The organism is Stakelama sediminis, from assembly GCF_014199335.1.
GTDB lineage: Bacteria > Pseudomonadota > Alphaproteobacteria > Sphingomonadales > Sphingomonadaceae > Sphingomonas > Sphingomonas sediminis.
On the sequence record NZ_JACIJI010000004.1, the window covers coordinates 192,902 to 213,539 of the forward strand.

14 protein-coding genes are annotated in these 20,638 nt (G+C 62.4%); 9 read left to right on the forward strand and 5 right to left on the reverse strand.

Annotated features, from left to right (window positions below):
* Positions 1-30: 30 nt before the first annotated feature.
* Positions 31-1,848 (reverse strand): IlvD/Edd family dehydratase, encoded by a 1,818-nt coding sequence (locus FHR23_RS11980; protein ID WP_184004261.1) that lies wholly within the window; start codon positions 1,846-1,848, stop codon positions 31-33.
* A 2-nt stretch (positions 1,849-1,850) separates the two neighbouring features.
* The gene (locus FHR23_RS11985; RefSeq protein WP_246359854.1) at positions 1,851-2,987 is read right to left on the reverse strand and encodes an aldose epimerase family protein; all 1,137 of its coding nucleotides are present in this window, start codon (positions 2,985-2,987) and stop codon (positions 1,851-1,853) included.
* 265 nt (positions 2,988-3,252) lie between these two features.
* On the opposite strand from FHR23_RS11985, the gene FHR23_RS11990 reads away from it, so the two are divergent.
* From FHR23_RS11990 to FHR23_RS12025, 8 genes are all read left to right on the forward strand, one after another.
* Positions 3,253-5,397 (forward strand): alpha-glucuronidase family glycosyl hydrolase, encoded by a 2,145-nt coding sequence (locus FHR23_RS11990; protein WP_221227513.1) that lies wholly within the window; start codon positions 3,253-3,255, stop codon positions 5,395-5,397.
* A 226-nt stretch (positions 5,398-5,623) separates the two neighbouring features.
* Positions 5,624-6,100 carry a MarR family winged helix-turn-helix transcriptional regulator gene (locus FHR23_RS11995; RefSeq protein WP_184004267.1) on the forward strand — a complete coding sequence of 159 codons (477 nt, stop codon included), beginning with the start codon at positions 5,624-5,626 and terminating at the stop codon, positions 6,098-6,100.
* A complete protein-coding gene (locus tag FHR23_RS12000) occupies positions 6,097-7,536 on the forward strand; it encodes an efflux transporter outer membrane subunit (RefSeq protein WP_184004269.1) in 1,440 nt (479 codons plus the stop codon). Before FHR23_RS11995 ends, FHR23_RS12000 begins: the two co-directional genes overlap by 4 nt.
* A gap of 17 nt (positions 7,537-7,553) precedes the next feature.
* Complete coding sequence (locus tag FHR23_RS12005; protein ID WP_184004424.1) at positions 7,554-8,765, forward strand: efflux RND transporter periplasmic adaptor subunit; 1,212 nt, start codon at positions 7,554-7,556, stop codon at positions 8,763-8,765.
* A 2-nt stretch (positions 8,766-8,767) separates the two neighbouring features.
* Complete coding sequence (locus tag FHR23_RS12010; RefSeq protein ID WP_184004271.1) at positions 8,768-10,309, forward strand: DHA2 family efflux MFS transporter permease subunit; 1,542 nt, start codon at positions 8,768-8,770, stop codon at positions 10,307-10,309.
* A 348-nt stretch (positions 10,310-10,657) separates the two neighbouring features.
* Positions 10,658-11,392, forward strand: a complete 735-nt coding sequence (locus FHR23_RS12015; protein ID WP_184004426.1) for a response regulator — start codon at positions 10,658-10,660, stop codon at positions 11,390-11,392.
* Positions 11,389-12,702 carry an ATP-binding protein gene (locus FHR23_RS12020; protein WP_184004273.1) on the forward strand — a complete coding sequence of 438 codons (1,314 nt, stop codon included), beginning with the start codon at positions 11,389-11,391 and terminating at the stop codon, positions 12,700-12,702. Before FHR23_RS12015 ends, FHR23_RS12020 begins: the two co-directional genes overlap by 4 nt.
* 68 nt (positions 12,703-12,770) lie before the next feature.
* A complete protein-coding gene (locus FHR23_RS12025; protein WP_184004275.1) occupies positions 12,771-13,562 on the forward strand; it encodes an EF-hand domain-containing protein in 792 nt (263 codons plus the stop codon).
* 55 nt (positions 13,563-13,617) lie between these two features.
* On the opposite strand, the gene FHR23_RS12030 is transcribed toward FHR23_RS12025, so the two are convergent.
* Positions 13,618-14,169, reverse strand: coding sequence for a Spy/CpxP family protein refolding chaperone (locus FHR23_RS12030; protein ID WP_184004277.1), 552 nt, complete (start codon positions 14,167-14,169; stop codon positions 13,618-13,620).
* A gap of 373 nt (positions 14,170-14,542) precedes the next feature.
* On the opposite strand from FHR23_RS12030, the gene FHR23_RS12035 reads away from it, so the two are divergent.
* Positions 14,543-17,908: a PAS-domain containing protein gene (locus tag FHR23_RS12035; RefSeq protein WP_184004279.1), complete on the forward strand. Its 3,366-nt coding sequence runs from the start codon at positions 14,543-14,545 to the stop codon at positions 17,906-17,908.
* A 2-nt stretch (positions 17,909-17,910) separates the two neighbouring features.
* Here the strand turns inward: FHR23_RS12035 and FHR23_RS12040 are convergent, their stop codons facing one another.
* Together FHR23_RS12040 and acs are read right to left on the reverse strand one after the other, a co-directional pair.
* Positions 17,911-18,534 carry a LuxR C-terminal-related transcriptional regulator gene (locus FHR23_RS12040; protein ID WP_184004282.1) on the reverse strand — a complete coding sequence of 208 codons (624 nt, stop codon included), beginning with the start codon at positions 18,532-18,534 and terminating at the stop codon, positions 17,911-17,913.
* Complete coding sequence (gene acs / locus FHR23_RS12045; RefSeq protein ID WP_184004283.1) at positions 18,531-20,480, reverse strand: acetate--CoA ligase; 1,950 nt, start codon at positions 20,478-20,480, stop codon at positions 18,531-18,533. The genes FHR23_RS12040 and acs overlap by 4 nt, the downstream gene beginning before the upstream one ends.
* Positions 20,481-20,638: the final 158 nt, after the last annotated feature.

Here is a 20,638-nt window from a genome sequence, read left to right on the forward strand (position 1 = left end):
CCTGTTATGTTCTGGCGGGAACGGGCATTGCTAGTGATTATGTCTCGGTACGCCAATAACCTGAGCAATCCGCTGATATTTCACGGCGTTTTCCAGCACGGCACCGGTATCCATCTGTCCGGTGACGCCGCGCTGTATCTCCTGCCAGGGAGTCTGGCTGGCCGGATAGGGATAGCCGCCCCGATCGTTCAGCTCGGCCCGGCGTTGCGCCAGTTCCTCACCCGAAATCAGTATGTCGGCAGTGCCCTTGCGCAGGTCGATGCGGACCCGGTCGCCGGTTTTGACCAGTGCCAGCCCGCCGCCCGCCGCCGCTTCGGGGGAAGCGTTCAGGATCGACGGACTGCCGGAGGTTCCCGACTGCCGGCCGTCGCCGATACAGGGCAACGCGCGAATGCCGCGCTTCAGCAGCTTGGCAGGTGCGCGCATATTGACCACTTCGGCGGCACCGGGATAGCCGATCGGCCCTGCACCGCGCATGATCAGCAGCGACTTTTCGTCGATTTCCAGATCGGGATCGTCGATGCGTGCGTGATAATCCTCTGGCCCGTCGAACACCACGACCGGCCCCTCGAACGCATCCGGGTCGTCCGGGTTGGAAAGATAACGGTCCCGGAATTCGTCCGAAATGACCGATAATTTCATGATCGCGCTGTCGAACAGATTGCCGCGCAGGACGGAGTAACCGGCTGCTTTCGCCATCGGTCGGTCGAACGGACGAATGACCTTTTCATCCTCGATTTCCGTGTCCCGGCAATTGTCACCCATCGTCTTGCCGTTGCAGGTCAGCGCGTCCTCATGGATCAGGCCCTGTTTGATCAACTGGGAGACGACTGCAGGTACACCGCCCGCATGATAATAGTCCTCGCCCAGATATTCGCCCGCCGGTTGCAGATTGACCAGCAGTGGAACATCGCGGCCATAGGTCTGCCAGTCGTCGATATTCAGTTCGACGCCGATATGACGCGCGATCGCGTTGATATGGATCGGCGCATTGGTGGAACCGCCAATGGCCGAATTGACGCGGATCGTGTTGATGAATGCCTCGCGCGTCAGAATGTCCGAAGGCTTGCGGTCGGCATGGACCATTTCGACGATCTGGCGGCCGGTGTGATACGCCACTTCCTGACGGTCGCGATAGGGCGCGGGGATCGCCGCCGAACCCGGCAGCGACATGCCCAGCGATTCGGTCAGCGAGTTCATCGTCGTCGCCGTGCCCATGGTGTTGCAATAGCCGGTCGATTGTGCCGACGAGGCAACGAGCTTGATAAAGCCCTTATAGTCGATCTCGCCTGCCGCCAGCTTTTCGCGCGCCTTCCAGACGATGGTGCCCGATCCGGTGCGTTCGCCCTTGTAATAACCGTTGAGCATCGGCCCGACCGACAGTGCGATTGCCGGAATATTGACCGTCGCGGCCGCCATCAGACAGGCCGGTGTCGTCTTGTCGCATCCAACTGTCAGCACGACGCCGTCGAGCGGATAGCCGAACAGGATTTCGACCAGCCCCATATAGGCCAGGTTGCGGTCGAGCCCGGCGGTCGGGCGCTTGCCGGTCTCCTGAATCGGGTGCACCGGAAACTCGATACAGATACCGCCCGCTTCGCGAATGCCCTCGCGCACGCGTTCCGCCAGCACGATATGATGGCGGTTGCACGGGCTGAGATCGCTGCCGGTCTGGGCAATGCCGATGATCGGCTTGCCGGATTGCAGTTCTTCCAGGCTCAGGCCGAAATTCATGTACCGCTCCAGATAGAGAGCGGTCATGTCGGCATTATCCGGATTGTCGAACCATTCGCGCGACCGCAAACGGCGCGGCACTTCGCGAGACGGTGAGGGAGGAGGGTTTTGCATTGTTACTTTTCTGTCGAGAATTTGAATTCGATCGTATTCGAATAGGTCTGCCCCGGATTCAGCGTCGCACTGGGGAAGTTCGGGTGGTTCGGCGCGTCGGGGAATAGCTGGGGTTCGAATACCACGGCGTCGCCCTCACGATACAGATGCTGCCCCTTGCCGAGCATGGTGCCGTCGAGGAAATTGCCCGAATAGAATTGCAGCCCCGGCGCGTCCGACCATATTTCCAGCACGCGGCCGCTTTTGGGGTCTTCCAGCCGTGCCATTTGACGGACCTTCCCAACCTGACCGTCAATCACGAAATTGTGATCATAGCCATGGGCATAGCGGATCTGTTCGCTGGAACCGTCGCGTACGCGCAGGCCGATCCGGGTGGGCTTGCGAAAATCGAACGGTGTGCCCTCCACCGACTCGATTTTGCCCGTCGGGATCAGGGTCGAATCGATCGGTGTGAAGTGGGAAGCGTTGAGCGTCAGAATATCGTGCATCGCCCCGACCGTGGCCTGGGCGCCCGACAGGTTCCAATAGCTGTGGTTGGAGATGTTGACGATCGTGGGCTTGTCGGTGGTCGCCTTATAGACGATTTTCAGCGTGTTTTCCTTGCCCAGCGAATAGGTCGCGGTGACGTGCAGATCGCCGGGATAGCCTTCCTGCCCGTCTGGGCTGTCATAGGACATGGTGACGCTGGCGATGGGCCCGCTTTTCACCGAATCGATTTTCCACACGCGCTTGTCGAAGCCGTCCGCGCCGCCATGCAGCGAGTTGGGGCCGTCATTGACGTCGAGCTGATAGGTCTTGCCGTCGAGGGTGAATTTGCCTTTGGCAATTCGGTTGGCGAAGCGGCCAACGGAAGCGCCGAAATATTGCGGATCGGCAAGATATTCGGCCGGGGTATCATAGCCCAGTACGACATCGTCGATATGGCCCTTACGATCCGGAACCTTCAGGGTGTGAACCGCGGCGCCCAGCGTCATGATCGACACGGACATGCCGTGATCGTTGGTCAGGGTGACCTTTTCGATAGGGGTGCCGTCGTTCAATTTTCCGAAGGATGTGCGTTGAGCGTCCGCGGCCAGTGCGGACGAAGCCATTGCCGTCATTGCTACTCCGAAAACAAGTCCGGCGGATACCAGTTTCATCGGACGCATCATTCCCCTCCAACGGTAAAGATTATATACTCATACAAATGACAAGGTTTTTGGTCGGAAACAAGTGAAATTTTGCGGCTGATGATTGAGAGCGCCGGAATAAGGTTAAAATCGATCGCGCTGTCGCGACATTTCGTTTTAATCACGCGCGATAGCAATGATGGTAGCGGTACCGCGTGGGACTTGCTAGCGTAAAACAACCGGGCCGGAAGCGTCTGGAGTGGCTGGGAGAGTCGAGATGCGGGTAGAGAGGTTCATGAGCGGGCTGGCGCTGATATTGCTGGCGCTGGTGGGAGCGGGCGTTGCCCATGCCGAGGACGGTTATGCGCTCTGGCTCCGTTATCGCCCGGTCGGACAGACATGGGATGCGCGCTATACGGCGGCGGCGACGCAACTGGTGCCGGCAGGCGGCAGCGCCACCATCACGGCGGCGACCAGCGAACTCAATCGCGGTCTGCGCGGGATGCTGGGCGCGGTGCCGGGGCAGGCGGCGTCGGTATCGCGCGACGGGGCCATCCTGTACGGTACACCCGCAAATTCGCGCGTCATCGCCGCCCTCGATCTGCCGCTGAAAGGATTGGGGAACGACGGATTCGTCATCCGCTCGGTGCGCGTCAACGGCCATCGCGCCACGGTGATCGCGGCGAACAGCGATGTTGGCGTGCTCTATGGCGTGTTCCGCTTTCTGGAACGGATGGAAACCCGCGAGCCGCTGGCCGGCGTCGATGTCCGCGATGCGCCGAAGCTGAAGCTTCGGATGCTTAACCACTGGGACAATCTCGATCGTCATGTCGAACGCGGCTATGCCGGATTGTCGCTGTGGGACTGGTTCACGCTGCCGGAATGGAAGGCGCCGCGCTATACCGACTATGCCCGTGCCAATGCTTCGATCGGCATCAACGGCACGGTACTCAACAACGTCAACGCCAATCCCGATATCCTGCGTCCGCGCTTCCTGAAGAAGGTGGCCGCGCTGGCGGATGTGTTCCGCCCTTATGGTATCCATGTGTACCTATCCGCCAATTTCGGTGCACCGGTCGCGATCGGGGGGCTGAAAACCGCCGACCCGCTAGATCCGAAGGTGCAGGCATGGTGGAAGGCGAAGGCGGACGAAATCTATCGCCTGATCCCCGATTTCGGCGGGTTTCTGGTCAAGGCCAATTCGGAAGGCCAGCCGGGGCCGCAGGATTATCACCGCACCCATGCGCAGGGAGCCAATATGCTGGCTGCCGCGCTGAAACCGCATGGCGGGATCGTGATCTGGCGCGCCTTTGTCTATTCCGCGCAGAACAGCGAGGACCGTGCCAAACAGGCCTATTCCGAATTCAAGCCGCTCGACGGCAAGTTCGCCGACAATGTCATGGTGCAGGTGAAGAACGGCCCCATCGACTTCCAGCCGCGTGAGCCGTTCCATCCGCTGTTCGGGGCGATGCCGCATACGCCGCTGATGATGGAAGTGGAGATTACGAAAGAGTATCTCGGCTTCAACACGCACCTTGCCTATCTGGGCACGATGTGGGCGGAGGTGCTCGATACCGATACCTGGCAGCACGGGCAGGGTACGACGGTTGCCCGGGTGCTGGAGGACGGCAAGGGAACGGGCCTGACCGGCATGGCGGGCGTATCCAATATCGGCAACGACCGCGACTGGACGGGGTCGGAGTTCGATCAGGCCAACTGGTATGCGTTCGGGCGCCTTGCCTGGAATCCGCAAGGGTCGGCGGAGGCGATCGCGCGCGACTGGACGAAGATGACCTGGGGCGAAAATCCGCAAATGGTCGATGCGATCGTCGGCATGATGATGGAATCGCGTGAAGCGGTGGTGAATTACATGACTCCGCTGGGCCTCGCGCATCAGATGGCGACCGGGCATCATCACGGGCCGGGACCATGGGTCCACAATCTGTCGCGCCCGGAATGGAATCCGGTCTATTACAATCGTGCCGACGCGAACGGCATCGGATTCGACCGTAGCGCGACCGGCAGCGATGCGATTGCTCAATATGCGCCCCATGTCGCGGCACTGTTCGGGTCGCTGAATACGGTGCCGGACAAGGATTTGTTGTGGTTCCATCACGTCCCCTGGACCTATCGGATGCGGTCGGGCCAGACGCTGTGGGATTCGCTGATCGATCATTATGACAAGGGCGTCGCCACGGTGGCGCAGATGCAGCGGACCTGGGCCTTGCTGAAGCCTTATATCGACAAGCAGCGCTTCGATGAGGAAACCGCGTTCATGGAAATCCAGCATCATGACGCCTTGTGGTGGCGCAACGCGTCCATTGCCTATTTCCAGAGCCTGTCGAAGCTGCCGCTACCGGCCGGACATGCTGAACCGCCCCATGACCTGCGCTATTATGAGGCGATCAAGACGCCCTATGCGCCCGGCCAGGCGGAATAATCCGGTTTTGCCAGAGAGGGCCTGACGCGACCGGTGCAGGGATAGCGAAACACTTTCCTTGCGAAATCAGGATGTTCAACTTTCAGTCGCTAGCCATTGGGTTGCGGCGGGCAAACGGCGTGCGCCAAATGCATCGGCAGTTGCATCCTGAGCAGCCTTAATAAGGTTGCAAAAGCAGACGGGTAAATTTACCTGCCGATGCAATAGTTGCTTAGGCAGGTAAATAATGGACCCATTCTACACGCCCGAAACCTTTTTTCCGCGCGCCTCGCTGGGGTATCTGCTGCGTCGGCTGAACAAGCTGGGCAGCAACCGCGTGGAGGATGCGTTCGACGGAAACGACATAACCTTTACGCAATGGGCGGTGCTTGCGCTGGTGGCGAACAAGATCGCCTGCACCTGTTCGTCGCTGTCAAAGGATCTGGGCCATAATAGCGGTGCCATGACCCGCGTGCTCGACCAGCTTGAGGAGCGCGGATTGTTGAAACGGGTCAGGGATGATTGCGATCGGCGCGTCACCAGGCTGACCGTCACTCCGGCCGGCACCGTTCAGCTCGAACAGCTTGCCGCTATCGTCATGGATGTCTGGAACGATATTCTGGATGGCGCTGACCATGAAGAAGTGCGTCAGCTTATCGCCCTTCTGAACAAGCTTCTGGCGCGCTTCGAGGCGCTTGAAGACAAAGCGGAGGCGTCGAAATGAAGCGCTTTCTGTTATCCGCCCCGGCGCTTGCTGCGCTGGCGCTGGCCGGATGTGCCGCGCCGCATACCGAAGTTGCAGTGGATGCCGTCAAGGCGCCGGCTTTGGGTCTGAGCGACAGCGATGCGCCCCGGATCGATACGGACTGGTGGAAGGCGCTGGGCGACCCGCAACTCGACCATATTGTCGACGATGCGCTGTCGGGCAGCCCCACGCTGCAATCGGCGATGGCGCGCGTGCGTCTGGCGCAAAGTGCGCTGCAGGGAGCGGATGCGGCGACGAAACCACAGATCGCAGCCGACGCCAATGAGCAGTTTGAGCGGCTCAGCAGCGTCTATATCATTCCGCCTCCCTATGGCGGCACGTTTCGCTGGGTCGGGCAGGCACAGGCCAATCTGAACTGGAATCTCGACTTCTGGGGGCAGCAGGCCGATGCCGTGCGGCAGGCACGCGACAGCGCGAACGCAGCGGCACTCGATTACGACGCGGCACGGCTGGCCCTCGCGGGCTCGGTGGTGCAGACCTATATCGAACTGGTGCGTGCCGAACGCCAGATCGCCATCGCGCAATCCACCGTCGATCAGCGATCGCAGTCTCTGCACCTCGCCAAAGTGCGGGTGAAGAGCCAGCTTGCCAGCAATATCGACGTTCAGGCATCGCAGACCCTGCTCGCTCAGGCGCAACAGGCGGTGATCCGTGCAAAGGGGCAGCGCGAACAGGTTGTCCACGCGCTGGCGCTGCTCGCCGGACAGGGTGCGAACTATTATTCCACGATCCGGCCCACGCAATTGAAGCTCGACACGCTGTTGCCGCTTCCCAAGGCGCTTCCGGCTGACCTGCTGGCGCGGCGTCCCGATATTCTGAGCGCTCGTGCCCGCATTGCTGCTGCCGCCGCCGGGCGTCAGGTCGCGCGCAAGGCATTTTATCCGAACGTCAATCTGCTTGGTCTGGTCGGATTGCAGGCGCTGGGGATCGGCAACCTCTTTTCCAGCGATGCCTCGACCTATGGCGGCGGTGCGGCAATTCACCTGCCGATTTTTGAGGGCGGAAAGCTGCGTGCCGATTATGAAGGCGCCACCGCGAAGGTCGATGCCGCGATCGCAAGCTATAATCAGGCGGTATTGGGGGCGGTGCGTCAGACCGCCGATGCGCTCAGCCGCTATCATACCCTGACCGGCGATCTTGCCGAACAGCGCAAGGCCGTCGCCGGACTGGCCGAAGTACGCAGACTGAACAATGTGCGCGTCTCCACCGGTCTTAATTCGCGGCTCGATCTGATCGGTTCCGATGTACGCCTGCTCGAAGCGCGTCAGGCCGCCGCCAATCTTCAGGCCGATAAGGCCGTTGCCGAAATTCAGTTGCTGGTCGCTGTCGGCGGCGGGTTCGATCCCGACTCCGCCGGTGCGTCCACCGCCTCCGTCACAAGGGCTGCCCAATGAACGATATGGTCCATGATATGAACGATTCCCGTGAACCGCTGGAAGAGCGGCTTGCCGAAGAAAGCGTCCCGCAGGTGGAAACGGCTGCGCCGGAAGAGCCTGGTCGTCCGAAAGCGCGCCGCAAATTGCTGACCATCTTGGCGATTGTGGTGGTTCTGGCGGCGCTGGTCTATGGCGGCTACCGGCTGTTTTTCTCTCCTCCCAGTGAATCGACTGACGACGCCTATGTCGGTGGAGACATGGTGGCGATCACCGCGCGCGATCCCGGCACCGTTACCGCCATCTATGCGGACGATACGCAGCGGGTGAAGGCCGGAGAGCCGCTGATCGACCTCGATCCCGCTACGGCGGATGTCGAGCTTCAGGCCGCTGCCGCACAGCTTGGGCAGGCGGTGCGCGGTGTGCGCGGCGACTTTTCTCAGGTGAATGCCGCCCGCGCATCAGTGGTGCAGGCGCGTGCCGATCTCGCCCGTGCTCGCAACGATCTTTCCCGTCGTCAGGAAGCGGCACAGCAGGGTGCGGTTTCGGGCGAGGAGGTTTCGCACGCGGCGGATACGGTGAAGACCGCCGGCGCGTCGCTCAACCTTGCCGAGAGCAAGCTCGCTCAGGCGCAGACACAGGTGCAGGGCACCAATGTGCGCGACAATCCCGCGGTGCTCGCGGCGATCGCCGCCTATCGCCGCGCCGCGATCCGGCGCAGTCATATGCACATTGTCGCACCGATCAGTGGTACGATCGCTAAACGCACCGTGCAGATCGGACAGCAGGTCAATGCCGGAACGCCGCTGATGGCGGTGGTGCCGCTTCGCCGGGTCTGGATCGACGCCAATTTCCGGGAAACCCAGTTGTCGGATCTGCGGGTCGGTCAGCCGGCGACGATCACGACCGACGTCTATGGCGGCAAGGTGGTGTATCACGGCCATGTCGAGGGACTGGGCGCGGGCAGCGGCAATGCTTTCGCGCTGCTGCCGCCGCAGAATGCAAGCGGCAACTGGATCAAGATCGTGCAGCGGGTTCCCGTGCGGATCGTGCTCGATCCGAATGAACTGGCAAAGCACCCGCTTCGTATCGGTCTTTCCGTCAAGGTCGATGTCGATACCAGTAACGTTTCGGGCACGCTGCTCGGTGCGCAGGCGAAGGCGCCCTTTGCGCCACAGGCCAGCGATACCGGCGGGGATGCCGTTCAGACGAAGATCGATCAGATCATCGCTGCCAATACGGGACGCTGATCATGGAAAAGGGTGGTGCGTTGCCCCCCATGACGGGGCTGGCGCTGGGGCTGACTGCCTTTGCCCTTGCGCTCGGCACCTTCATGCAGGTGCTCGATTCGACGATTGCCAATGTGTCGTTGCCTACCATCGCCGGTAATCTGGGCGTCAGCGCGGATAACGGCACCTGGGTGGTGACCTCCTTCGTCGTTGCAAACGGGGTTACGGTACCGCTGACCGGCTGGCTGATGGGACGTTTCGGGGTGGTTCGCACCTTTGTCGCATCGGTGGCGCTATTCACCTTCGCATCTTTTCTGTGCGGACTGGCCTGGAACCTCAATGTCCTGATCCTGTTCCGGATTTTTCAAGGTGCGGTATCCGGTCCGATGATTCCGGGCAGTCAGGCGCTGCTGATTTCCATCTTCCCGGAAAATAAACGTTCGACGGCACTGGGAGTCTGGTCGATCACGACCCTGATCGGGCCGGTCGCCGGGCCGATCCTGGGCGGATATATTTCCGACAATTATCACTGGAGCTGGATCTTCCTGATCAACGTGCCGGTGGGGATCATTTGCGCATTCCTGTGCTGGCGCGGTCTGAGAGACCGGGAAACGCCCACCCGCAATATCCCCATCGACAAGGTCGGCGTCTGGATGCTGGTCATCTGGGTCGGTGCGCTGCAAATCGTGCTCGACAAGGGCAAGGATGCGGACTGGTTCCATTCGACGGTTATTGTCGTTGCGGCGGTCGTTGCGGCGGTCATCTTTGTCGCCTGGATCATCTGGGAACTGACGGATGCCCATCCGGCGGTTGATCTCTGGCTGTTTCGCGGACGGAATTTCACGCTCGGCACGATTGCTTTTTGCATGGGCTATGCGGTCTTTTTCGCCAACGTCCTCCTGATGCCGCTGTGGATGCAGACCCAGTTGGGATATACGGCGACCTGGGCGGGACTGGTGGCGGCGCCAAGCGGTGTCGTTGCCATTATCTGCACTCCCATCATGGCCCGGCTCAGTGGTAAAATGGATGCACGGATGCTGGCGACGATTGCCTTTGTGGCGTTTGCCGTGTCGTTCTTCATGCGCGCGGAGTTCACGACGCAGGGTGATTTCTGGACCTATACCATGCCGATGCTGGTGCAGGGGGTGGCGATGAGCTGTTTCTTCCTTGCCATGCTGAATATCCAGCTTGACGGTATTCCACCCGAACAGCTTCCCTCCGCCACCGGCATTTCCAACTTTGCGAGAATGACCAGCGGCAGTTTTGCCGCGTCGATCGTCACCACCATGTGGGACCGCAGGGAAGCGCTGCATCAGAGCCGGATGTCCGAACATTTCACGGCGTTCGCGCCCGGATATCGGCAGGCGGTGGACAAGCTGGAATCCCTTGGCGCGAATGCGTTGCAGGCTTCCGGTGCCATCACGCACCAGATGGTCCAGCAGGCCTATCTGCTGTCGGTGGACGACCTGTTCTGGGTTTCGGGCTGGATTTCGATCGTCATGATCGTGCTGGTCTGGTTCGCACGTCGGCCGAAGGGCGACACGGGCCATGTGGCTGCGGAATGACGACGACGGGTATTGCGCGATGGCGTATCCGCAATACCCGCCGCCGGCGGCATCGATCGAAGCGTCCGGAAAAACCGATGCCGCATCCCGCGCTCTCGCCTGCAAGATACGCCGCAGGCGCCCTTCTCAGAGCGCAAGTCCGATCAGGTTGGTTGCCGTATAACCGTCCGTGCTATTGCCGCTCATGATCGTCATATGGTGGCATGGCAAAAGTCTCCGGCATTGATGTCGGCGCTACCACCCTGAAGCTGATGCCCAGTGTCGTGCGATTTATGTCCGGGGAATTTCCGCGGCGTCGATTTATGGAAACATGCCAAACACAAATGGTGGTACAAGCCGTGCGGTATGATGACGACTTCGCCTTCGACCCACGGGCATGTGGAAAGCACGACGCTGCTGATCGTCGATGACGACCGCGCGATCCGTGACCTGCTGGGACGCAGCCTGTCCGCCCATGGCTATCGTGTCCTGACCGCCGCGAATGTTCGGGAAATGGAGGATATGCTGGCATGTGAGTCGGTCGATCTGATCCTGCTCGATATCATGATGCCCGGCGAGGATGGCCTGTCCGCCTGTCGCAGGCTGACGGACGGAGATGGCCCGCCGGTGGTTTTTCTGAGCGCGCTGGGCGAGGAGCCGGATCGCATTGCCGGGCTGGAGACAGGGGCAAGCCATTATCTGCCGAAGCCGTGCAGCGCGCGCGAGGTGCTGGCGACAGTGCGCGCCGCGCTGCGTCATCGCGATAGCGCGCAACCGCTGGAGCGCCGGGTCTATGGCTTCAGCGAGGGCTGGCGGATCGATCTTACTTCGCACGAGCTGTTCGATCCCGATGACATTCTCGTCGACCTGACCGATGGCGAATTTGCGGTGCTGCGCGCCTTTATCGAACGTCCGCGCCGGGTGTTGCCGCGCGAAACCCTGCTGGAAGCGGCGCGCGGACCGGATACCGAATCCTTTGACCGTGCCATCGATGTGCAGGTCAGCCGGTTGCGCCGCAAGCTGAAGGCGACCGACGGCACGATCATCCGCACCGTCCGCAACGAAGGCTATATGTTCGCGCCGCCGGTGACGCGCATCCTATGAAAGCCCGCCGCTGGCCGCTTTTCTGGCGCATTTTCGGACTGATGCTGCTGACCCTGCTGCTGGTGCAGGCGATCAATTTCGCGCTCGTCATGCTGATGCCGCCGCCGCAGCTCAATATCAGCACCTTGCCGGAGGTTGCGGCCGCGCTGCGCGGTAAGGGCGACGACAAGGCGCTGATCGTGAGCGACGGTGAGGCCGCCGTTCGGAGGGAGGAAACCTTTCGCGACAAGCGGCTGGAAGGCCGGCTTGCACTGATGCTCGGCGTGCCTGCTGAGGATGTGCGCATTCGTTCGATGCATCCCCATGAAGGGCATCCGCCCGACGCCTTTATCGAAAAGCACCGGCGCCCGCCGGAGCTTGCCGGTATTCGTACCCAGCCGTTTCTGTTCGGCGATTTCACGGTGTCCGCGCGGGTCGACGGCACATGGCGGACGGTGCGTCCCAGATACGGTTTTATCGCGCCCTGGCGGCGGCGGGCGTTGCTATGGCTGGTCGTTGCCATATTGGTGGTTGCGCCGTTTGCCTGGTTGCTCGCGCACGGGCTGGCCCGACCGATCCGGCTTTTCGCTTCTGCGGCGGAACGGCTGGGCCGCGATCCGAAAGCGCCGCCGCTGGCGATGAAGGGACCGCCCGAAATCAGCGATGCGGCGGCCGCGTTCAACGAGATGCAGGCGCGGCTCAATCGCTATGTCGAGGATCGCACCACCCTGATGGCGGCGATCGCACATGATTTGCGCACCCCGCTGATGCGGATGGGTCTGCGGCTGGAGCATGCTCCGCCGGAAGTGCGGGAAGCCTGTGAAGACGATATCCGCGACATGGAGCATATGATCGCGGCGGTGATGGCCTTTGTTCGCGATATGGCGCGTACTTCGCAACGGCATCGGTTGGACCTGAGGGCGCTGGCCGAAAGCGTGACTGACGGGTTCAGCGATGCGGGTGGCGCGGTGATGCTGCAATCGGGCGGGCCGGTCGTGCTTGACGGCGATGCACCGGCGCTGAAGGCGATGTTGTCGAATCTGATCGGCAATGCGCTGAACTATGCGGGCAGTGCTACCGTATCGCTGGGTCGCGAAAACGGCAGCGCAGTGATCGAGGTGCGCGATACCGGGCCGGGTATGGCACCGGAAGATATCGAGCGCGCTTTCGAGCCCTTTTTCCGGGCCGAACGCTCGCGCAATCGCGATACCGGCGGGATTGGACTTGGTCTTGCCAGTGCGCGGACAGTGGCGCGGGCGCATGGTGGCGACATCACCCTGTCCAACCGTTCCGGCGGCGGTCTGCTTGCCCGGGTGACGCTGCCGGTCTGAACCCGGACACATGACAGCAATATGGGCAGCGCACGCCACCCTTCTTTTCAAGGCGGGAAGGGGCGAACATGCGCAAACTGGCGATCATCGGGACATTGCTGACGCTGGCCGGATGCGCGGCCGGAGGTCATCCGCATTTCCGTGGACCGCCTCCGCCCGGACATCGCGGCGGGCCGGAAGGACCGGGGGGGCATCGTGACGGTCGCCTTTTTCTCAGCCCGATGGGAGAGCCCTTCCGGGCGGAAGGCGGCATATCCGGCGCTGCCCTGTGGTTCAGGGAAACCGACGCAAACAGCGATGGTGTGCTGACGCAGGACGAGTTCGAAAAGGATGCGGCGCGGTTCTTCAAGGTGCTTGACCGCAACGGCGATGGCGAAATCGATCCCGATGAGGTCGCTTATTATGAAAAGGTGCTGGTGCCGGAAAGCGGTGGCGGCGAACGTCCTGTGGGCGGACCGGGAGAGGCAGGCGGTCATCCCGGCGGTGGACGACATGGCCCAGGCGGTGGAGGCGGGATGCGCGGACCGGGTGAAGGCGGCGGTGGAAGGCACGGCCACGGCGGCGGAGGCATGGGGCGCGACGGAGGTGGCGGAGGCGAGGGACGCAGTGGCGGCGGTTCGGCTGAGGCTATGCCTGACTATGCCGATATGGGCGCGGCGCGATACAGCTATCTGCCTTTGCCCGAACCGATCACCGCAGCCGACACCAATTTCGATGCCAGTGTCTCACTCGACGAGTTTCTGCGCGCGGCCGACCGACGTTTCGCGCTGCTCGACAAGAATCACGACGGCAAGATCACCCGCGCCGAACTACCTCGGATCGGCGGTGGGGAAGGACGGCATCGTCGTCGTCGCCATTAGAAAAGGTGCCGAACGGAAACCGGGCAGGCGGATCTATACGCCTGCCCGATATGGATCAGCCCTGTGGCGGACCGTCCGGCCCCATTGGACCGCCATGTCCCCCATGTCCGCCCGGGCCACCATGCCCGCCAGGGCGACCGGGACCACCAGGCCGATGCGGACCAAAGCCGCCCATGGGGCCATGAGAAAGCCGCATCAGGGCATCGAAACGCTGCTGCTGACCACTGTCGAGACTTTCATAAAAGGCCTTGAGCGCGGCAATATGCTTCTGCTCCCGGTCAGAGCGTTCGGCCGCATGCTTTTGCATGTCCGCCAGCCGCTGTTCGAACGATGGCGGTGACGCAGGCTGCCGGTCCATGCCCTTGCCGCCTTCCTTGCGACCGGGACCGCCGGGGGGTGGAGGCGGCATGGTGGTCTTCAGCAGCGCGTCGAGCGCCGAACGCTGATCGGGGCGAAGTTGCAGCAACAGTGCCATATCATCGGCATGCTGTTTCTGCATGGCGGCGCGTGCTGCCGCTTTCGGCGCGCCATCACCGGGTGGTTGCTGGGCGATAGCGGGTGTGCCGAGCATCAACATGCCCGCTGCAATCATGACTGGTTTGAACAAGATTCCCTCCTTTAACGGAGCGCCACTATTTCGCCTCAATTGTGTCGGCGGAATTTCCGTCAGCCGAGCAATCCGGTTGCGCGCCACCGACGGGTGACCGGAGAGCGGATCAGCAACTGCCCGCACCGGCTGCATCGGGCATGCGGCAGATCGGGTTGTCCGCGAAGCTCTTCTGGTGAAAGGCGGGAATTTCCTGCCCTGTGGCGTCCGTCGGCGCACCCCGGTTTGCTGATCGACATAGCAGCCTCCTGTCCGTGTCAGGCTGACGGTCAAGCATGTCCCGTATATTTCAGGCATTTCGCAACGGCTTGTCGCTGTACGACGGGCGGTGCTTCGCTTACGAAGATGAGGAGGGGGGAACCGTTGCCGCATTATGTCGCCGTCGATCCACAGCTATGCGATCATCGCGGTCCCGCTTGCCTTCGCGGCCAGCCTGTTCGTGTTCGCCGCGATTGTCGAACGGCATCGCCGACGGTTTGAAAACAGTACATGGCGCCGCCACGCCTATGCATTGGCGCTGGGCGTATATTGCACGAGCTGGACGTATTTCGGTGCAGTAGGGACTGCCGCGACGGCGGGCTGGGACTATCTGCCCATCTATATCGGTCCGCTGATCCTGCTGGTGTTCGCGCCCGGCCTGCTGCGTCGGCTGGTCAGCGTCGTCCAAAGCGAAGGCGCGACCAGCATTTCGGACTTTATCGGATCGCGTTTCGGCAAGAGCCGCGGACTGGCGGCGCTGGTTACGGTGACGGCGATCCTGGGCATCATACCCTATATCGCGCTGCAATTGCGCTCCGTCGGCGCGGCGTTCGCAACCGTCGGCGGTGCGCGTGGAATCGTGGCGCCGATGGCGATCGCGGCGATCCTGTTCGCCTGTTTCGCACTATTGTTCGGCACGCGGCGATATGATGCGGCGGCGCGTAATGAGGGATTGCTCTACGCAACGGCATTGGAATCGCTGGTAAAGCTGTTGGCGTTCGGTTCGATCGGCATTTTCGCGCTCTGGCTGCTTGCTGATGCGGGGCCGGGCTTGCGGTCGGCGGCATGGGGGCAGTTCGTGCACGCTTTCGCGCCGCAGGGTATCGGGATCGGTCTGGTGGTCGTCACCGGGATTTCCATGGCGGCGATTCTGTGTCTGCCGCGCCAGTTCTATATCAGCGTGATCGAAGCGCGCGGCGGAAGCGATCTGGTAAACGCCCGCTGGATATTCGCACTCTATCTGCTGCTCATGGTGCTGATCGTTCTTCCCGTCACCGTGGCAGGGCTGGCCATTCTGCCTGCGCATGTGTCGCCCGATCTCTATGTGCTGGCGCTGCCGCTGTCCCATGGTTCGACTTCTCTGACATTGCTGGCCTTTATGGGCGGTGTGGCGGCGGCGACCGGCATGGTGGTGGTGGAAACCATTGCGCTGGGTACGATGGTGTCGAACGATCTGGTTGCACCGTTGCTGTTACGCGGGACGGCTACGTCCGGACGCGACTTTTCAAACCGGCTGCTGACGGTTCGGCGCGGCGCGATGATTGCGGTGATCGCAGTGGCGTTGCTGTGGGCGGCCAATGTTCGGGCGGACGAGCGGCTGGCGTCCATCGGGCAGATCGCCTTTGCCGCGATGGCCCTGATCGCGCCATTCCTGCTGATCGCGCTGCGTAAGCCCAATAACGATGCGCTGGCGGCAAAGCTGGCGCTGACCGGTGGCTTGCTGGTGTGGCTCTATACGCTCGCCTTGCCGCCGGTATTGCCGCAGCGCTGGCTGGCCGGCCTGTCGAATACGCTGATCGACCCGCATCATCTGTTCGAAATCGGTCATGCCGATGCGCTGTCCCATGGCGTTCTGTGGAGCCTCGGTATCACGTTGCTCGTCTATGCGCTGGTCACGGCGCGGCGGGTGCAGCCCGGCATTGCGGTGCTGCCGATCAGCGCAGCGCAGCCCGGCAATATCCGCGATATTCGCGGGCTGACCGAATTCACGGGACGCTTTGTCGGCCATGATACCGCAGTGCGCGCCTTTGCCGATGTGGATGCGCTGGCCCCGCTGACGCCACAGGATGCGCGGCGTGCGGAGCGTTTGATCGCTGGGGTCGTCGGGGCCCCGTCTGCCCATGCCCTGATCGCATCGGCAATCTCCGGTGCGCGCTTCAGCTATGAAGATGCTGCGCGAATGCTGAATGCCTCCGGTCAGAGCCTGCAGTTTTCAAAGGATCTGCTGGCGGCCACGCTGGAACATATCGACCCCGGCGTCAGTGTGGTTGACGGCGATCTGCGCCTGATCGCCTGGAACAGCCGCTATCTGGAACTGTTCGCCTATCCGCCCGACATGGTGCGGGTCGGTACGCCGGTCGCCGACCTGATCCGGTTCAATGCGGAGCGCGGCGATTGCGGGCCCGGTGAAGTCGATGTCCATGTCGAGCGCCGGGTGGAGCATTTGCGACGCGGGGCAGCGCACAGTTTCGAACGCCGTCGCTATGACGGACGCGTGCTGAAGATCGTCGGCGGCCCGATGCCCGGTGGCGGCTATGTCACCTGTTTCACCGATGTCACGTCAGAAGCGCGGGCTCGCGAAGCCTTGCTGCGCTCGCGCGCGGAACTGGAAGACCGGGTCACTGCGCGGACTGCCGAACTGACCGATGCAAATGCGAAGCTGGCTGATGCCGACCGTGAAAAAACCCGTTTCCTTGCTGCCGCCAGCCACGACCTGCTGCAACCGCTGCACGCTGCGCGATTGTTCGGGACGGCGTTGCGGCGGGGGCTGGATGCGCGTTCGGGGGATATTGCCGACCGGCTCGACCAGTCGATCGGCGCGGCCGAGGAATTGCTACGCACGCTGCTCGATATTTCGAAGCTCGACAGCGGAGGTATTCAGCCTGAAGCACGACCGGTCTCGTTGCCGCCATTGCTGACGGAAATCGCCGGACGGTTCCAGCCGCTGGCGCAGGAAAAGGGGCTGGCGCTGCGGATCGGCCCGGTGTCGGGGAACGTGCATAGCGATCCGGCGCTGTTGCGTTCGGTGGTGCAGAATTTTCTGTCGAATGCGGTGCGTTATACCGCACGGGGCAGTATCCTGATCGGCACGCGGCGGCGCAGGCGCGACGGCGCGTGGCAGGTCGGGATCAGCGTCGTCGATACCGGCCGTGGGATTGCCGAAGCCGACCAGCGCCGCATCTTTCGTGAGTTCGCACGTATCGGCGGTGAGGAGGAAGTTGCCGGAATCGGACTGGGGCTGGCGATTGTCGATCGCATTACGAGGCTGATCGGCGGAGCAGTGACGCTGCACTCCCGCACCGGGAGGGGGAGCGCCTTTACGATATGGCTGCCGTTAGTGGCCGACGGCGAACAGGTGGCCATTTCCCTGCGCGAGCAGCCCCCCGGTTCTTCCGAAGAGGCTATGCCGCATACCGTGCTGGTGGTGGACGATGATGCGGCCATCGTCGCGGCGACCCGGACCTTGCTGGAACAGAGGGGGCATCGGGTATTCGGGTGTGGCGGGGCTGGTCAGGCACTGCCCCTGGCAAAGCGATGCGACGTGGCGCTGGTCGATTTCCGTCTGGGTGAAGCAGAAGACGGATTGTCGCTGATCGAGCGTCTGCGTGCAGTCAATCCGTCCCTGCGGGCTGCGTTGGTGACGTCGGAAAGCAGTTCGGCCCTGCATCGTCGTGCGGAGGCGCTGGCGGTGCCGGTGCTGCTGAAGCCGGTTGCCGGAAAAGTGCTGGAAGCGTTTGTGGCGGGCCACGCCGTCGATTGATCTTATGCCGCCGGACCCAGCCCCAGTGCCTGTGCGGCGAGGGCTGCCTGTGTCCGGTTGCGGACGTCCAGCTTGCGCATCACCGCCGTCATATGTGCCTTTACCGTCGCTTCAGTGACCGAAAGTTCATAAGCAATCTGTTTGTTGAGCTTGCCCTCCAGCACCGCGAGCAGCACCTTGAGCTGGGTCGGAGTCAGGCTGGCGACCTCGCGCCGCACTTCTTCGACCGGTTCGTCGGAAGAGTCGGGCAGCGGTTCGTTGCGCAGCGCCGCTTCCAGCGTCTGTTCGATGGTTGCAAGGTCGCTGTCCTTGCGCAGGAAGCCGACCGCACCGAATGCGCGCACCTCTTCGGCGACTTCCGGGGCGTCAGAACTCGATACGACAAGGATCGGGATTTGCGGCCGCTCGGCATGGAGCAGGGCAATTCCCGAATAGCCGGTGGCGCCCGGCATTTTCAGGTCAAGCAGGATCAGCCGCAGCGCGTCCGCCTCTCCGACCGCGCGGGCCGCCGCTGCCAGCGTGCCCGCCTCGATCACCCGTGCGTCGGGCAACACCTCCCGCACCGCCAGGGTCAGTGCCTGACGGAACAGGGGATGGTCATCCGCGATCAGTACGCTTTCCGTCACGCCTCTTCCGGTTGCGGTCGGTTTTCCAATAGATGATCGACCACGGACGGATCGGCAAGCGTCGATGTGTCGCCCAGATTGCCGACATCGTTTTCCGCGATCTTGCGCAGAATACGGCGCATGATCTTGCCCGAACGCGTCTTGGGCAGGCCGGGGGCGAACTGGATGACGTCGGGCGTCGCGATCGGACCGATTTCCTGACGCACCCATTTGACCAGTTCGCGGCGCAGATCCTCGCTCGGCTCCACTTCGCTGTTCAGCGTCACATAGGCATAGATACCCTGTCCCTTGATCGCGTGCGGCATGCCGACCACGGCGGCTTCGGCGACCTTTTGATGGGCGACCAGCGCGCTTTCGATCTCGGCGGTGCCCATGCGGTGCCCGGACACGTTGATGACATCGTCGATCCGGCCGGTGATCCAGTAATAGCCGTCGGTATCCCGGCGGCAGCCGTCGCCGGTGAAATAGACACCGGGAAAGGTGGTGAAATAGGTTTGAAAAAAGCGCTCATGATCGCCCCAGACGGTGCGCATCTGCCCCGGCCAGCTATCGGTGATGACCAGACAGCCTTCACCCGCTCCCTCGATCGGGGTGCCGTCATTGTCCACCAGTCGGGGCTGAACACCGAACATCGGCCGGGTCGCACTGCCGGGTTTCAGCGGCGTCGCACCGGGCAGGGGCGTGATCATGGTGCCGCCGGTTTCGGTCTGCCACCAGGTATCGACGATGGGACAGCGCTCCTCTCCGATGACCTTGTAATACCATTGCCAGGCTTCCGGGTTGATGGGTTCACCGACGCTGCCCAGTACGCGCAGCGATTTGCGGCTGGTCTTTTTCACCCAGTCATCGCCTTCGCGCATCAGCGCGCGCAGCGCGGTCGGCGCGCCGTAAAAGGCTTCCACCGCGTATTTGTCGACGATTTGCCAAAAACGCGACGGGTCGGGCCAGTTGGGCACGCCTTCGAACATCACCGTCGTCGCCCCGTTCATCAACGGACCATAGACGACATAGCTGTGTCCTGTGACCCAGCCGATATCGGCCGCGCACCAGTAAATCTGCCCCGGCCGGTAATCGAAGACATATTGATGCGTCATCGACGCCCAGACGGCATAGCCGCCGGTGGTGTGCAGCACGCCCTTCGGCTTGCCGGTCGAGCCGGAGGTGTAGAGGATGAACAGCGGGTCTTCCGCGTTCATTTCCTCCGGCGCGCATTCGGCGGACTGTTCGGCAACCGCTGTCCGCCAGTCGATATCGCGCCCCTCCACCATCGGCACATCCGCGCCGGTGTGGCGTAGCATCAGAACGGTATCGACGCCGGGACATTCCTTCAGCGCGGCATCGACATTGGCTTTCAGAGGCACCTTGCGACCGCCCCGCAGCCCTTCGTCGGCGGTGAGTACGACACGGCTGTCGCAATCGGTGATCCGCCCCGCCAGCGCATCGGGTGAAAAGCCTGCAAACACGATCGAATGAATGGCTCCGATCCGCGCGCAGGCGAGCATCGCGACCGCCGCTTCGGGGATCATCGGCAGATAGAGCGTCACCCGCTCACCACGCCGGACGCCTGCATCCTTCAGCACATTGGCCAGACGGCAGACATCGGCGTGAAGTTCGCGATAGGTGATGCGCCGGTCGGGGGTGGCGGGATCGTCCGGTTCCCACAGGATCGCGATGTCGCCGCCGCGTTCGGCAAGGTGCCGGTCAAGGCAGTTGGCGGCAAGGTTTAGCGTCCCGTCCGAAAACCAGGCGATACCGAAATCCTTCTCGTCGAAGCTGGTTTCCTTCACCCGGCTAAAGGGTCTGATCCAGTCGATCCGCTGTGCTTCCTCGCGCCAGAACCCTTCGGGATCGTCGACCGAGCGGTGGTACATGGCGTGATAGCGGGCTTCGTCGATCAGTGCGGTTTTCGCCCAGTTGGCGGGAACGGGATAGATGGTGTCGCTCACCTGCGATGCTCCTCTCCATGTGCCGGACGCGCCACCTCTTATCGGGCGCGGATACCGTTTTCCGAAAGGATAGGCCCTGCGGCACCCGAACGGAGCCTAGACCAAGGTCGTAGAGCTTCGACCTTGGTCCGGATGGTATGGCTCCGTTTCCCAGCCGA